At 65.3% G+C, this 14,971-nt stretch carries 10 protein-coding genes and 1 tRNA gene; 8 read left to right on the top strand and 3 right to left on the bottom strand.

What is annotated here, in order from left to right; genetic code table 11:
* The first annotated feature begins 64 nt into the window (after positions 1-64).
* The 6 genes from EYS21_RS10885 to EYS21_RS10860 all read left to right on the top strand — a co-directional run bounded on the left by EYS21_RS10885 (position 65) and on the right by EYS21_RS10860 (position 5,283).
* A tRNA-Pro gene (locus EYS21_RS10885) sits at positions 65-139 on the top strand.
* Between the two features lie 84 nt (positions 140-223).
* The gene (gene tig, locus EYS21_RS10880; RefSeq protein ID WP_131133201.1) at positions 224-1,621 is read left to right on the top strand and encodes a trigger factor; all 1,398 of its coding nucleotides are present in this window, start codon (positions 224-226) and stop codon (positions 1,619-1,621) included.
* A 219-nt stretch (positions 1,622-1,840) separates the two neighbouring features.
* On the top strand, positions 1,841-2,461 hold the full coding sequence (locus EYS21_RS10875; RefSeq protein ID WP_131133287.1) for an ATP-dependent Clp protease proteolytic subunit: 621 nt from the start codon (positions 1,841-1,843) through the stop codon (positions 2,459-2,461).
* Positions 2,462-2,496: 35 nt separating this feature from the next.
* The gene (locus EYS21_RS10870; RefSeq protein ID WP_131133200.1) at positions 2,497-3,156 is read left to right on the top strand and encodes an ATP-dependent Clp protease proteolytic subunit; all 660 of its coding nucleotides are present in this window, start codon (positions 2,497-2,499) and stop codon (positions 3,154-3,156) included.
* Between the two features lie 180 nt (positions 3,157-3,336).
* Positions 3,337-4,617, top strand: a complete 1,281-nt coding sequence (clpX, locus tag EYS21_RS10865; protein WP_131133199.1) for an ATP-dependent Clp protease ATP-binding subunit ClpX — start codon at positions 3,337-3,339, stop codon at positions 4,615-4,617.
* 51 nt (positions 4,618-4,668) lie between these two features.
* A complete protein-coding gene (locus EYS21_RS10860) occupies positions 4,669-5,283 on the top strand; it encodes a DsbA family protein (protein WP_131133198.1) in 615 nt (204 codons plus the stop codon).
* Positions 5,284-5,649: 366 nt separating this feature from the next.
* On the opposite strand, the gene valS is transcribed toward EYS21_RS10860, so the two are convergent.
* Positions 5,650-8,268 carry a valine--tRNA ligase gene (gene valS / locus EYS21_RS10855; protein ID WP_131133197.1) on the bottom strand — a complete coding sequence of 873 codons (2,619 nt, stop codon included), beginning with the start codon at positions 8,266-8,268 and terminating at the stop codon, positions 5,650-5,652.
* Positions 8,269-8,350: 82 nt separating this feature from the next.
* Here valS and EYS21_RS10850 point away from each other — a divergent pair, with 82 nt between their 5' ends.
* A complete protein-coding gene (locus EYS21_RS10850) occupies positions 8,351-9,109 on the top strand; it encodes an SDR family oxidoreductase (protein WP_131133196.1) in 759 nt (252 codons plus the stop codon).
* Between the two features lie 26 nt (positions 9,110-9,135).
* Here EYS21_RS10850 and EYS21_RS10845 read toward each other — a convergent pair whose 3' ends face one another.
* Positions 9,136-10,128: an endonuclease/exonuclease/phosphatase family protein gene (locus EYS21_RS10845; RefSeq protein ID WP_131133195.1), complete on the bottom strand. Its 993-nt coding sequence runs from the start codon at positions 10,126-10,128 to the stop codon at positions 9,136-9,138.
* A gap of 66 nt (positions 10,129-10,194) precedes the next feature.
* Positions 10,195-11,253: an endonuclease/exonuclease/phosphatase family protein gene (locus EYS21_RS10840; protein ID WP_131133194.1), complete on the bottom strand. Its 1,059-nt coding sequence runs from the start codon at positions 11,251-11,253 to the stop codon at positions 10,195-10,197.
* A 391-nt stretch (positions 11,254-11,644) separates the two neighbouring features.
* Between EYS21_RS10840 and ileS the strand changes: the two genes are divergently transcribed.
* Positions 11,645-14,968, top strand: coding sequence for an isoleucine--tRNA ligase (ileS, locus tag EYS21_RS10835; RefSeq protein ID WP_131133193.1), 3,324 nt, complete (start codon positions 11,645-11,647; stop codon positions 14,966-14,968).
* The last annotated feature ends 3 nt before the right edge of the window (positions 14,969-14,971 follow it).

Below are 14,971 nucleotides of genomic sequence, written 5' to 3'. Positions count from 1 at the left end.
TCATGCCCCACGTGTCAAATGTGCATTCACGGCCGGTATGAACGTAGACTTGCCTGTGCACTTACGGGGTGTAGCTCAGCTTGGCTAGAGCACCTGCTTTGGGAGCAGGAAGTCGCAGGTTCAAATCCTGTCACCCCGACTCTGCGGCCCGGACCGGACGGCCTGGACAGAACACAAGAATTTTGCAGAAAACCCATCCCACAAACCCAGGAGTACTTAGACCGTGAAGAGCGCTGTCGAGAACCTCACCCCCACGCGGGTCAAGCTCAATGTTGAGGTCCCCTTTGAGGAATTGAAGCCCAGCATCGACGAGGCATACAAGACTGTTGCTTCGCAGATCCAGGTCCCTGGCTTCCGTAAGGGCAAGGTCCCGTCCAAGCTGATCGATCAGCGCGTTGGCCGCGGCTACGTCCTGGAGACTGCCATCAACGAAGGCCTCAACGGCTGGTACCAGGCCGCTGTGCAGGAATCGGGCATCCGCCCCCTGAGCCGCCCCGAGGTTGAGATCACCGAAGTTCCGGACCCCACCTCCACCGACGGGGAACTGAAGTTCCACGCCGAGGTTGACGTCCGCCCCGAGATCGAGCTGCCTGACTACGCCGGCATCAAGGTCGAGGTTGCCGCTGCGGAATCCTCCGATGAGGACGTCGACAAGGCCCTGGACGAACTCCGTGGCCGTTTCGGCACGCTGAAGTCCGTGGACCGCCCGGCTGCCGATGGCGACTTCCTGACCATCGACATCACCGCAACCGTTGACGGCGCCGAGGTGGACTCCGCTGCCGGCCTGTCCTACCAGGTTGGCGCCGGAACCATGCTTGAGGGCCTGGACGAGGCAGTCACCGGCCTGAGCGCCGATGAGGACGCCATCTTCGACACCACCCTGGTGGGCGGCGACCACGCCGGCGAAGCATCCCAGGTCAAGGTTGTCGTCAAAGCCGTCAAGGAGCGCGAGCTCCCCGAAGCCAACGACGACTTCGCCCAGCTGGCGTCGGAGTTCGACACCCTGGCTGAACTCCGTGAAGACCTGGCCAAGCAGGCTGCAGACTCCAAGGTCGTCGAGCAGGGCGTAGAGGCCCGCGACAAGGTCCTGGACAAGCTCGTGGAGCTCGTTGAGGTTCCGGTTCCGGACTCCGTGGTTGAAGAGCAGCTCGAAGCGCACTTCAAGGAGGGCAGCGGCCACGGCGAAGGCGAACACGACACCGAGGAGCACCGCGCCGAGGTCAAGGCCAACACGGCCCGCGCCTTCCAGAACGAGATCATCCTTGACGCCATCGCCGAAAAGGAAGAAGTCAACGTCAGCCAGAACGAGCTGATCGACTACATCGTCACCACCGCCAGCCAGTACGGCATGGACCCGAACCAGTTCGCCCAGATCATCGATCAGAGCGGCCAGGTCCCCATGATGGTTTCCGAGGTTCGCCGCCGCAAGGCCCTGGCCGTTGTGCTGGGCCAGGCCACCGTCACCGACTCCGCCGGCAAGAGCGTTGACCTGAGCGACTTCGTCCGCCCCGGCGGCGAAGAGGAAGCTCCGGCCGTTGAGGAAGAAGCAGCCGACGCCGCTTCGGACGAAGCCACGACCGATACCGCAGCGAACGACGACCCCGCTGCAGTGAAGTTCTAATACGGCATTAATTTCCACCGCCCGCCCCTGGACCCTGCCGGTCCGGGGGCTGGGCGCTTTAACAGCCGGTTTCCGGCTCGTGCGCCGTCAGCGAACAGCGCGATTCGGGCGAACAAATCGGCCGTCAAAACGGTTAGTGTCCAAGTAGTGAAGTTCAGTGATGTCACCGTCACCAGCGAGAGGTAAGTACACATGTCACAGCACGCAGAGGCCCCACGGATGGCGACAGTCGATCCCGCAGCCCAGGACAACTACATCTACAACCGCCTCCTGAAAGAGCGGATCATCTGGCTGGGCTCCGAGGTGCGCGATGACAACGCCAACGCAATCTGCTCGCAGCTGCTGCTCCTGTCCGCCGAGAACCCGGAAAAGGACATCTACCTTTACATCAACTCTCCCGGCGGCTCCGTTACCGCCGGCATGGCCATCTACGACACCATGCAGTTCATCCCGAACGACGTTGTCACCGTGGCCACCGGCCTGGCAGCCTCCATGGGGCAGTTCCTGCTCTCATCCGGCACCAAGGGCAAGCGGTACGCCACCCCGAACGCCCGTGTCCTGATGCACCAGCCCTCCGGCGGCATCGGCGGCACCGCCTCGGACATCAAGATCCAGGCCGAGCTGATCCTGCACATGAAGAAAGTCATGGCCGAGCTGACTGCCGAGCAGACCGGCCAGAGCGTTGAAACCATCCTCAAGGACAACGACCGCGACAAGTGGTTCACTGCTCCGGAAGCCCTCGAGTACGGCTTCTTTGACAAGATCGCGGCCCACGCCGGGTCCGTGTCCGGTGGCGGCGGAACCGCCAACGGCACGTCCAGCGAGTCGGCTTCAGCGTAACCGGCACTTAGAACACCCAGATCAGGAGCAATAAAATGACCTACAACTTCGGATCGACTGCCGGTAATCTTCCGACCAGCCGCTACGTCCTGCCCCAGTTCGAGGAACGCACACCCTACGGCTTCAAGCGCCAGGACCCCTACACCAAGCTGTTCGAGGACCGCATCATTTTCCTCGGCGTGCAGGTGGACGACGCCTCTGCCGACGACGTCATGGCCCAGCTGCTGGTCCTGGAGTCAACGGACCCGGACCGCGACATCACGCTGTACATCAACTCCCCGGGCGGTTCCTTCACCGCCATGACGGCGATCTACGACACCATGCAGTACATCCGGCCTGAGATCCAGACCGTCTGCCTCGGGCAGGCCGCCAGCGCTGCTGCCGTCCTGCTTGCAGCCGGCACCCCCGGCAAGCGGCTGGCACTGCCCAACGCCCGCGTCCTGATCCACCAGCCGGCACTGTCCGGCGGGCAGGGCGGACAGGCGTCGGACCTCGAAATCCAGGCCGCTGAAGTCATGCGGATGCGCGCGTGGCTTGAGGACACGCTTGCCCACCACTCGGGCCGCACCTCGGAACAGGTCAACAACGACATCGAGCGCGACAAGATCCTGACCGCCGAAGAGGCCATGAATTACGGCCTCATCGACCAGGTCCTGGATTCACGCAAGATCAAGCCACAGGCAATTACCAGGTAGTACGGCTTATCGCCAGGCCGGTGCGGTCCAGTTCATTTGGGCCGCACCGGCCTTCGCTTTCCACCCTTGGGGCCGAATGTGACCTAGAGTGGATGTTGTCACGGCGGGCCCTCCCAGGCCGGTCCAGATTCCAGCAACGGTGCACAGCTGCCTGGCAGCAAGATACTAAGGGGTTCACATATGGCTCGGATTGGCGAGAGCACGGATCTGCTGAAGTGTTCTTTCTGCGGAAAGAGCCAGAAGCAGGTACGGAAGCTTATTGCCGGGCCCGGTGTCTACATCTGCGACGAGTGCATTGAGCTCTGCAACGAGATCATTGAGGAAGAGCTCGCGGAAGTCGCCGATCTGGGAAGCTTTGAACTGCCCAAACCCCGGGAAATCTTCGACTTCCTGCAGGAATACGTCATCGGCCAGGAACCGGCCAAGCGCTCCCTCGCCGTCGCGGTCTACAACCACTACAAGCGGATCCAGGCAGGCCACGCGCCCAAGAGCGGCAGCCTTGCCGAGGGCGGCCACCACGACGACGTCGAAATCGCCAAGTCCAACATCCTCCTGATCGGCCCCACCGGCTGTGGCAAGACCTACCTCGCCCAGACGCTCGCCCGCCGCCTCAATGTCCCCTTCGCCGTCGCCGACGCCACTGCGCTGACCGAAGCCGGATACGTGGGTGAGGACGTGGAGAACATCCTCCTCAAGCTCATCCAGGCCGCGGACTACGACGTCAAGAAGGCCGAGCAGGGCATCATCTACATTGACGAGATCGACAAGATCTCCCGGAAGAGCGAGAACCCTTCCATCACCCGGGACGTGTCCGGCGAGGGCGTCCAGCAGGCGCTCCTGAAGATCCTCGAAGGAACGGTCGCCTCGGTACCTCCCCAGGGTGGCCGCAAGCACCCGCACCAGGAATTCATCCAGATCGACACCACCAACGTGCTCTTCATCGTGGCCGGGGCTTTCGCCGGACTGGAAGAAATCATCGGTTCCCGTTCCGGACGCAAGGGCATCGGCTTCGGGGCCCCGCTCAACGATGCCAGCAACAAGGTTGACTCCTACGGCGAAGTGATGCCCGAGGACCTCCTGAAATTCGGTCTTATCCCGGAATTCATCGGCCGGCTCCCGGTGATCACCACGGTGTCCAGCCTGGACCGTGACGCCCTGATCCAGATCCTTTCCACGCCCAAGAACGCGCTGGTCAAGCAGTACCAGAAGATGTTCCAGATCGACGGCGTGGAACTGGTCTTCGACCAGGACGCGCTCAACGCCATCGCGGAACAGGCCCTCGAAAGGGGCACCGGCGCACGCGGCCTGCGCGCCATCATGGAGGAAGTGCTCCTCCCGGTCATGTTCGACCTCCCCAGCCGCGAGGACATCGCCAGTGTGGTGATCACCGCCGACGTGGTGCTCAGCAAGGCCGAGCCGACCATGATTCCCCACGTGACCAAACGGCGTAAATCAGCCTGACAACACCGGCCGCACACCGCTAAAAGATTGAACAACCCGGAGGACTTCCGCATGACTGAAACCACCACCAACCAGGCCGACTTCTGGTTCGACCCGCTGTGCCCGTTCGCGTGGATCACGTCACGCTGGATCGGCGAGGTGGAGGCTGTCCGCGACATCAAAACGGTCTGGCACGTGATGAGCCTTGCGGTCCTGAACGAGGGCCGCGACCTGGAACCGGCCTACCGGAAATCCATGGACAAGGCCTGGGGCCCGGTACGCGTCATCATCGCGGCCAAGGAACAGCACGGCGACCACGTCATCAAGCCGCTGTACGATGCCATGGGAACCCAGATCCACGACGGCGGGCAGAAGGACTTCGGCATCGTCATCAGCAAGGCCCTGGCCGAATGCGGCCTCCCGGCCGGACTGGCAGACGCCGCCGCCTCGGATGAGTTTGATCGCCAGCTGCGTGCCAGCCATGAGGAGGGCATTTCGCTGGTGGGCCAGGACGTCGGCACCCCCGTGGTGGCCTTCAACGGTACAGCCTTCTTCGGCCCCGTGCTGACCCGCATCCCGCGGGACGAGCAGGCCGGGCAGCTGTGGGACGCCACCGTGGCGCTGGCTTCCTATCCGCATTTCTTCGAGATCAAGCGGAGCCGCACCGAGCGTCCCCAGTTCGACTGACGCCCGCGCCCCGCAAGCAGGAAGGAGCCCCGGACGAACTACTCTGATGTAGTTCTTCCGGGGCTCTTGCGCATCCCCACCTGCGGGACCAGAATGGTTGTTACCCACTTCGAAAGAAGTGAGACGCAGGAACCAAAGATTCAGTGATATGTATCTGACGCAGCCATCGGCAAAGCCGGATACAAGCTACCAGTGACGAGGTAGGAAGACCTGAAGATCAGCGGATCCTGCCAGACCATCAAAGACGTCACCAGATGGCCGAAAAGTCGAAGCCCCACCAACGGCAAAACGCTGATGGGGCTTCCCCTTTGCCCAAAAACCGGCCGGCCCAAAAACGGACCCGCCCGGAAGCGGGCCCGGATCCGGTCAGGCCTGCGCGGGCTCCTCAGGAGCCGCGAGGACGACGTCACTTACGGTCAGTTCGCCTTCCCCGGCCACCAGCGTCAGTTCGCGGGCGTTCGATGCTGCCTTGAGGTCCCCGAGCCCCGCCTTCAGCTGGGTGGTCAGCGACTCCGATGCCGTGATGGTGGCGGACAGCACCTCGGTGCGTTGCTTGACCTTGGCCTCGGACTTTGCCTTGCGGACGCCGCTCAGCGCAGTGCCCACGGTGGCGAGCAGGGTGGTGTCGCCGTCGACCTCTACCGCAACGGGCCATTGCGCACGGTGCACCGACCCGTTGCGCCACCAGCCCCAGACCTCTTCGGTGGCGAAGGGCAGGAAGGGGGCAAACAGCCGCAGCAGTGTGTCCAGGCTGGTGGCGAGGGCGGCAAGCACTGAAGCCTGCTCCTGCTCGCCGGCCGCACCGTAGGCGCGGTCCTTGATGAGCTCCACATAGTCGTCGGTGAACTGCCAGAAGAAGCTCTCCGTGATCTGCAGGGCACGGGCGTAGTCGTAGTTCTCAAACGCCTTGGTGGACTGCCGCACCACGTCGGCCAGCTGGGCCAGCACCGCCCGGTCCAGGGGGTTGGTCAGGACTGAAAGGTCCGCGGACACCACCGAGTTCTCGGTCGCGCCCAGGTTCAGGACAAACTTGGAGGCGTTGAGCAGCTTGATGGCCAGGCGGCGGCCAATCTTCATCTGCGCAATCTCGTACGCCGTGTCGGCACCGAGCTTTGCGGACGTGGCCCAGTAACGGACGGCATCCGAGCCGAATTCGTCCAGCACGTCGGTGGGAACCACCACGTTGCCCTTGGACTTGGACATCTTCTTCCGGTCCGGGTCCAGGATCCAGCCGGAGATGGCCGCGTGCTTCCACGGGGCGGCGTGCTGCAGCGCGTCCGCCTGGACCACTGAGGAGAACAGCCAGGTGCGGATGATGTCGTGGCCCTGCGGCCGGAGGTCAAACGGGAACACCTTGGCGAAGAGGTCCTCGTCCCGGCTCCAGCCGCCCACAATCTGCGGGGTCAGGGAGGACGTGGCCCAGGTGTCCAGGATGTCGGCGTCACCGGTGAAGCCGCCCGGCACGTCGCGCTGGGCTTCCTCGTAGCCCGGGGCTGCGTCTGCGGCGGGGTCAACCGGAAGCTGCTCATCCGAAGGCACGATCGGGGCGTCGTAGTCGGGGTTGCCGTCGGCGTCCAGGGGGTACCAGACGGGGATGGGCACGCCGAAGAAGCGCTGTCGTGAGACGAGCCAGTCGCCGTTCAGCCCCGAGATCCAGTTCTCGAAGCGGGAGCGCATAAACGCAGGGTGGAAGTCGATCTCGTGGCCGCGTGCGATCAGGCGTTCACGGCGGTCTTCGTCTCGGCCGCCGTTGCGGTAGTACCACTGCCGGGACGTGACAACCTCGAGCGGCTTGTCGCCCTTTTCATAGAAGTTCACGGGGTGCATGATCTTCTTCGGCTCGCCGTCGATCAGGTCCTCGGCGGCCAGGGCCTCCACTACCGTTTCCTTGGCGCTGAAGACCGTCTTGCCGGCGATGGCAGCGAAGGCGGCCCGGCCGGCGTCGGTGGTGATCCAGTCCGGGGTGTCGCCGATGATCCGTCCGTCCCGGCCCACGATGGCACGGGTGGGCAGCTGGAGTTCGCGCCACCAGGTGACGTCGGTGAGGTCACCGAACGTGCAGACCATGGCGATGCCTGAACCCTTGTCCGCCTTGGCGAGCGGGTGGGCCTTGACCTCAACCTCAACACCGAAAACGGGGGAGGTGACTTTCTTGCCGAACAGCGGCTGGTACCGCTCGTCGTCGGGGTTTGCCACCAGGGCTGCGCACGCCGCGAGCAGTTCGGGGCGCGTGGTCTCGATGAAGATCTTTTCGCCGTCCTCGGTGAAGAACGGGTACCGGTAGTAGGCGCCTGCCACTTCGCGGTCTTCCAGTTCGGCCTGGGCTACTGCCGTCCGGAAGGTGACGTCCCACAGGGTGGGCGCTTCGGCCATGTAAGCGTCGCCGGCTGCGAGGTTGGCCAGGAAGGCGCGCTGGGAGACTTCGCGGGAGGCGTCGTCGATGGTCCGGTAGGTCAGTTGCCAGTCCACGGAGAGGCCAAGCTGCTGGAACAGGCTTTCGAAGACCTTCTCGTCCTCGACAGCCAGCTCTTCACACAGTTCGATGAAGTTCCGGCGCGAGACGACGTCGAAATCGCGCTGGTTCTTGGCGGGCTGGGCGGGCGGGCGGTAGCCGGCGTCGTAGGGGATGGCCGGGTCGCAGCGGACGCCGTAGAAGTTCTGCACGCGGCGCTCGGTGGGCAGGCCGTTGTCGTCCCAGCCCATGGGGTAGAACACGTTCTTGCCGATCATGCGCTGGTAGCGGGCCAGCACGTCTGTCTGCGTGAAGGAGAACATGTGTCCCACGTGCAGCGAGCCCGACGCGGTGGGCGGGGGAGTGTCGATCGAGTAGACCTGCTCCCGGGTGGTGTCCGGGTTGAACTTGTAGGTCCCTTCGGCAAGCCAGCGCTGCGTGAGGGCAGCTTCGAGCCCTTCGAGGGCGGGCTTGTCCGGAACGTTGATAGGGGCGGTGGAGGGCGTGTCTGTACCCTGAGTGTCTTCAGCCATCTGCCAATTGTTTCATGGCCGCCACTTCATCCGGCGACATCGCTCCGAGCATGCCTCCTGCCAGGCCCGTTAGGGTGGTGCCATGACTGAAGATTCGCGCACCAAGGCAGCAGTAGTTACAGGGGCCAGCACCGGTATCGGGGAAGCAACCGTCCGCGCCCTGACAGCGGAAGGGTGGACGGTTTTCGCCGTGGCGCGCCGCGCCGAACGCCTCGCCGCGCTGGAAGTGGAGACCGGCGCCGTCGGGATCCCCGCCGACATCACCGAGGACGACGACGTTGCCCGGCTCCTTGCCCGCGTCACCGAAGCGGGGGGTGTGGACACTCTGGTCAACATCGCGGGCGGGGCGCGCGGCGCCGACCTCGTGGGCACCGCCAACACTGAGGACTGGGACTGGATGTACCGGGTTAATGTGCTCGGCACCCTGAAGCTCACCCGTGCCTTCCTGCCCATGCTCCGGGCCAACGGCGAAGGCACCGTCCTGAACCTGACGTCCACGGCCGGGCTCGTGGCCTACGAAGGCGGCGCCGGCTACAACGCCGCCAAGTTCGCGCAGCATGCCATGACCGGGGCGCTCCGGCTTGAAGAGGCCGAACACAATGTCCGCGTCATCGAGGTGGCCCCCGGACTGGTCCGCACCGAGGAGTTCGCCCTGAACCGGCTCGGCGACCCCGAGGCGGCCAGCAAGGTGTACCAGGGTGTGGAAAAGCCGCTGACCGCGGCCGACGTGGCGGACGTGGTTCGCTATGCCGTCAGCGCCCCGCACCATGTCAACCTCGACCAGATTGTCATCCGGCCGGTGGCACAGGCCGCCACCCACAAACTGATCCGGAAAAACTGAGCCGGGAAGAAAAAAGACGGGACCGGTCAGCCGGCCGGGATGGACAGCGTGGCCAGGACCGCCGCGTGATCCGTTCCCGGGACAGGGTGGACCTGGTAGCCGGAGCTGCCAACCTGCGGGCTGGTGACCAGATGGTCGATGGTGATCCCGGGCAGCCGCGGTCCTTCCAAGGGCCAGGTGGGCACCAGCCGGGAACCGGAGGCCGCCCCCACATCCACCAGTCCCGGCCCGGCGCCCAGGAGCTTCCGGAACTCGGCGTGGTCATACGTGGCGTTAAAGTCCCCAATCAGCAGCTGGGTCCCGGGACGTTCCGCGACCCTGGCCAAAGCTTCAAGGTCACTTCGCCACTGGTCCACCCTGGCGTCCAGCGGCGGCAGTGCATGGACGTTGGTTACCTCCAGCACAGCGATTGAACCGTTGGCCGCGGCTGTCAGCCGGACGGTGGGGATCCTGAACGGGGTGTCCGGGACAAGGCCTACCGGCTCCAGCGGAAAGCGCGAGTACACGGCGTAGCCCCCGGCGTCGTCCGTGGGGTCGCTGACCCGTATCGGCAACAACCCGTCCATGCCCTCCGCGGACAGCCGGTTTTGGAGCGCTTGCGTGTGCTCCTGGATGGTGAGCAAGCCGATGCCGTTCTCGCTGACCAGCTGCACGATCCGGGCCGCGTCCGCCTGGCCAAACTCTGAATTGATGTTCATGGCCTTGAGCTCTACGGTGGCTGCCGGGTCCGATGCTGTGGCGGGCCTGGCTACATCAAGGGGAAAAAGCCAGAACACCTGGCACAGCAGCAGGGCTGCCGTGGACACCTGCAGCCACCGGCTCCGGCCCAGCAGCGCCAGCACCAGTGCCACCGCGGCGGGCACGGCCAGCCACGGAGTGAAGGAGAGCAGCTGGACGGCCAGGACCGGCCATTCCGCAGGAACGGCCCGGAGCGCCGACAGGGCCAGCACAGGTATTACTACCAGTAGCGCCAGCCAGCGGCCAGCCGCTGCCAGGTGTTTGTGGCCGGAAGCAGTCATGGCTCTGAGTCTAGGCAACACTCTCGGCAAAGCGGCGGGGCCATGACCGTTCCCGGGTTCTGTTCCCTATCCGTCAAGGGACAGTTCCGCCACGACGCCAGTGTGGTCCGTGCCGTGAACAGTGAAAGTGGCGAAGGCCAGGATGCCGATGCCCGGGGTGACCAGCACATGGTCAAGGGCCACAAACGGCGGCACTCGAGAGTTGGCCGGCCAGGTAGGCGCCAGGCCTTTACCCGTGGCCTGGGCGGCGTCGGTGAGGCCGGTGGCCAGGAGGTCGCGGAACTCGCGGTGGTCCTGGCTGGCGTTGAAATCGCCCAGCAGGATTGCTGAAGGCGGGCCCGGCAGTGCCTGCCCCAGGCCACCCAGCTGCCGCAGCTCCTGCCGCCAGTACGGTGTGTGTCCTGGCCGGGGAGAGTCAATATGCACGGCTGTCAGGTGGATGCCGCCCGTTACTCCAGGGACGGCCGCCACCGCCCTGCTCTGGTAGAAGGTGCTTTCAGGCACGCGTTCCAAGGTCTCGAGCGGGAAGCGGGAGAAGATCCCGCTTCCCGTGCCGGCCCAGTCAACGTCCAGCACACGGTGGGGAAAGTCAGACGCCACCCCGGCCCCCTCCAGCGCCTCAAGGGTCGGGGGCGTCAGTTCCGGCAGGGCCAGGATATCGACCCGCCTCGCGCGCACCTCGGCCAGCAAAGCCTCCACATCAACGCCGGGGGGTCCCACATTGAGGGCCATGACCGTCACCGTACGGCCCGTGACGGAACGGCCGGACGACGACGGCGCGGCCTGCGGGGCCGCCGCCGCTCCTCCCTGCTGGGGCAGGACGCGGGGGAGGACCATGGCAAGCTGCAGCAGCATCACGCCCGTCACCGCCGCGGCAAGGACCGTCCGCCGGGGCCGGGGATCCAGGCAGAGTGCCAGGACAGCGAGCGCAGCAGCCGCCGCTGTGACCACCACGCTGGCAGGAAACAGGGACAGAAGCTGGATCCACGGAGTGCCAATGTCCCACGGGATCAGCCGGAGCACCGCCAGGCCGGCTCCCGGCAGGCACAAAAGTGCCGCGGCCGCCCAGCACCAGGCCGCGCCCAGGCGCCGCCTGCCCTGTCCATGTGAGCCGCCCTCATGCATACCCCCATTATTGGCGGCGGGCGCGGGACTTCCAACGGACCCGGCCCGGAAAGCGGCGCGCGCCGGGGAATGGCGGGAGGCGGCCCGGCGATAGTAGACTCGAAGTTGGCTACGACCCGGCAATCACCGGTGAGCTTCCGGAAGAACGCACGCTTCGCCAGGCACATGGCGGCCCAGTGTCAGTAGAACCGGACGGGTAAGCCCGTCACAGCAGTAATGAGCGGCCGGTGCAACAGCACGTTCCTCCCCGGAGCGTGATGGGCGCCGGTAAGTGAGGTGGTACCGCGGTAAGCGTGCAGTCCCGGACTGCGCAGGAGCCGTCCTCGCATCCTGAACGGAACCGGCCAGCAAACGGCTGGACGGTTCACCAGCTCAACCCAGGATGTCGAGAATGACGTATTACCCCAAAGCCTCAGCCTCCCCTTCGGCCGCACCGGGCTCCGGTGTCTCCGCTTCCGTGAAGTTCCCGGAAATCGAAGAACGCATCCTGAAGTACTGGGACCAGGACGGCACGTTCCAGGCCAGCATCGACCAGCGAAGCGCTGACGCCCCGGGCGGTGAGCCCGGCAGCAACGAGTTCGTCTTCTACGACGGCCCGCCGTTCGCCAACGGCCTGCCGCACTACGGCCACCTCCTGACCGGTTACGCCAAGGACCTGGTGGGCCGCTACCAGACCCAGCGCGGCCGCCGCGTTGAACGCCGCTTCGGCTGGGACACTCACGGCCTGCCGGCCGAACTGGAAGCCATGAAGCAGCTGGGCATGACGGACAAAACCCAGATCGAAGCCATGGGCATCGACAAGTTCAACGACGCCTGCCGCGCGTCCGTCATGAAGTACGCGGATGAGTGGCAGAGCTACGTCACCCGCCAGGCCCGCTGGGTGGACTTCGACAATGACTACAAGACCCTCAACGTCGAGTACATGGAATCGGTCCTGTGGGCGTTCAAGCAGCTGCACGAAAAGGGCCTGACCTACAACGGCTACCGTGTGCTGCCGTACTGCTGGAAAGATGAAACGCCGCTGTCCAACCATGAACTGCGCATGGACGACGACGTCTACAAGAACCGCCAGGACCAGACCGTCACAGTGACGTTCCCCATCACAGCAGGGGAGTCCGGGCTGTCACGGCAGCTGGCCGGTGTGCAGGCGCTCGCCTGGACCACCACGCCCTGGACGCTTCCCACCAACCTGGCGCTCGCCGTCGGGCCTTCAATCACCTACGCCGTGCTGCCCGCCGGACCCAACGGCGTCAAGGCCGCCTCGCCGGACGCGCCCGTCACGGGAAGCTTCCTGCTGGCGGCGGATCTGCTGGCCACGTACGCCAAGGACCTGGGCTACGAGGACGTGGATTCCGCCGAGGCCGCCGTGACGTCCACCCATACCGGCGCCGAGCTTGAGGGCCTGCAGTACGAGCCGCTGTGGCACGACTTCAGCGACACCGAAAAGTTCGGCACCCAGAACGCTTGGCGCATCCTCGTGGCGGACTATGTCACCACCACCGACGGCACCGGCATCGTCCACCAGGCCCCCGCCTACGGTGAGGATGACCAGAAGGTCTGTGAAGAGGCCGGCATCCCCGTGGTGCTGTCCGTGGACGAGGGCGCCAAGTTCCTGCCCCTGTTCAAGCATGGGGACCTGCACGACATCGCCGGTCTGCAGGTGTTCGAAGCCAACAAGCCCATCACCCAGGTGCTCCGCGCCCAGGGCCGCCTGGTCCGCCAGGCCAGCTACGAGCACAGCTACCCGCACTGCTGGCGCTGCCGCAACCCGCTGATCTACCGCGCCGTGTCCTCCTGGTACGTGGAGGTCACCAAGTTCAAGGACCGGATGTCCGAACTGAACCAGGAGATCAACTGGATCCCCGGCAACGTCAAGGACGGCCAGTTCGGCAAATGGCTGGCCAACGCCCGCGACTGGTCCATCAGCCGCAACCGCTACTGGGGCAGCCCCATCCCCGTCTGGCAGTCCAGCGACCCCGAATACCCGCGCACCGACGTCTACGGTTCCCTGGCCGAGATCGAGGCCGACTTCGGCCGCCTGCCACTGAATGCGGCCGGCCAGGTTGACCTGCACCGCCCGTTCATCGACGAACTCACCCGCCCCAACCCGGACGACCCCCGGACCCCCGAAGAAGGCCAGTCCGTGATGCGCCGCGTCGAGGACGTCCTGGACGTCTGGTTCGACTCCGGCTCCATGCCGTACGGCCAGGTGCACTACCCGTTCCAGAACGAGGCCTGGTTCGACACGCACAACCCGGCAGACTTCATCGTGGAGTACATCGGCCAGACCCGCGGCTGGTTCTACATGCTGCACATCCTGTCCACGGCGCTGTTTGACCGCCCGGCCTTCCGGAACGTCATCAGCCACGGCATCGTGCTTGGCTCGGACGGGCAGAAGATGTCCAAGAGCCTGCGCAACTACCCGGACGTCTCCGAGGTCCTGGACCGCGACGGCTCCGACGCCATGCGCTGGTTCCTGATGTCCAGCCCCATCCTGCGCGGCGGCAACCTGGTGGTCACCGAACAGGGAATCCGCGACGGCGTCCGCCAGGTCATCCTGCCGCTGTGGAACGTGTACAGCTTCTTCACGCTCTACACGAACGCAGCCGGCGGCGGTTCGGGCTACGACGCGAAACTCCGGTACGACGGGTACGCCGACACCCTGGACCAGTACCTGCTGGCCAACACCGGCGACCTGGTCCGCAACATGACCGCCCAGCTGGACAGCTACGACATCTCGGGCGCCTGCGACGAACTCCGCAGCTACCTGGACATGCTCACCAACTGGTACGTCCGCCGCAGCCGCCAGCGCTTCTTCGACGAGAACGCCGACGCCTTCGACGCGCTGTACACCGCGCTGGAAACCGTCTCCCGCGTGGCGGCGTCACTGCTGCCGCTGGTGTCCGAGGAGATCTGGCGCGGCCTGACCGGTGGACGCTCCGTGCACCTGGCCGACTGGCCCGACGCTGACCTGTTCCCGTCCAACACTGCACTGGTGGAAGCGATGGACCGCGTGCAGCAGATCTGCTCCACCGGTTCCTCGCTGCGCAAGGCAGCCAACCTGCGCGTCCGCCTGCCGCTTCAGGAACTGACCGTGGTGGCACCCGGCGCGGATGCGCTGGAAGGCTTCGCCGCCGTCGTCGCCGACGAACTGAACATCCGCTCGGTCCGCCTGCTCGACGCCGAGAGCGCCTCCCCGGAGGAGTTCGGCATCGAGCAGAAGCTCGTGGTCAACGCCCGGGCCGCGGGTCCCCGCCTGGGCAAAAACGTCCAGCAGGCCATCAAGGGCTCCAAGTCCGGCGACTGGTCGGTGTCCGACGCCGGTGTGGTCACCGCCGGCGGCCTGGAGCTGGAACCGCAGGAATACACCCTGGAGACTGTCGTGGCTGAAGCTGCGGAAGGCGCCGGTTCCCGTGCGGCCGCAGTGCTGCCGGGCGGCGGTTTTGTGGTGCTCAACACCGAGGTCACCCCGGAACTCGAAGCCGAAGGCGCCGCACGCGACATGGTCCGCGCGGTCCAGCAGGCGCGCAAGGACGCCGGGCTGAACGTGAGCGACCGGATCCGCACCATCATCAGGGCTCCGAAGGATGTATTCGACGCCATCAGGGCCAACGAGCAGCTTCTTACGACCGAAACCCTGACCGTCGAGCTCGATCTCGGGTCCTCCGGTGACGACACTGAGCTGCAAGTAACCGTTGAAAAAGTAGAGGTCTAGGAC

The organism is Arthrobacter sp. S39, assembly GCF_004320525.1.
Taxonomy (GTDB): domain Bacteria; phylum Actinomycetota; class Actinomycetes; order Actinomycetales; family Micrococcaceae; genus Arthrobacter.
Note: the sequence above shows the minus strand (reverse complement) of the source record. Positions and strands in the feature narration are given on the sequence as shown.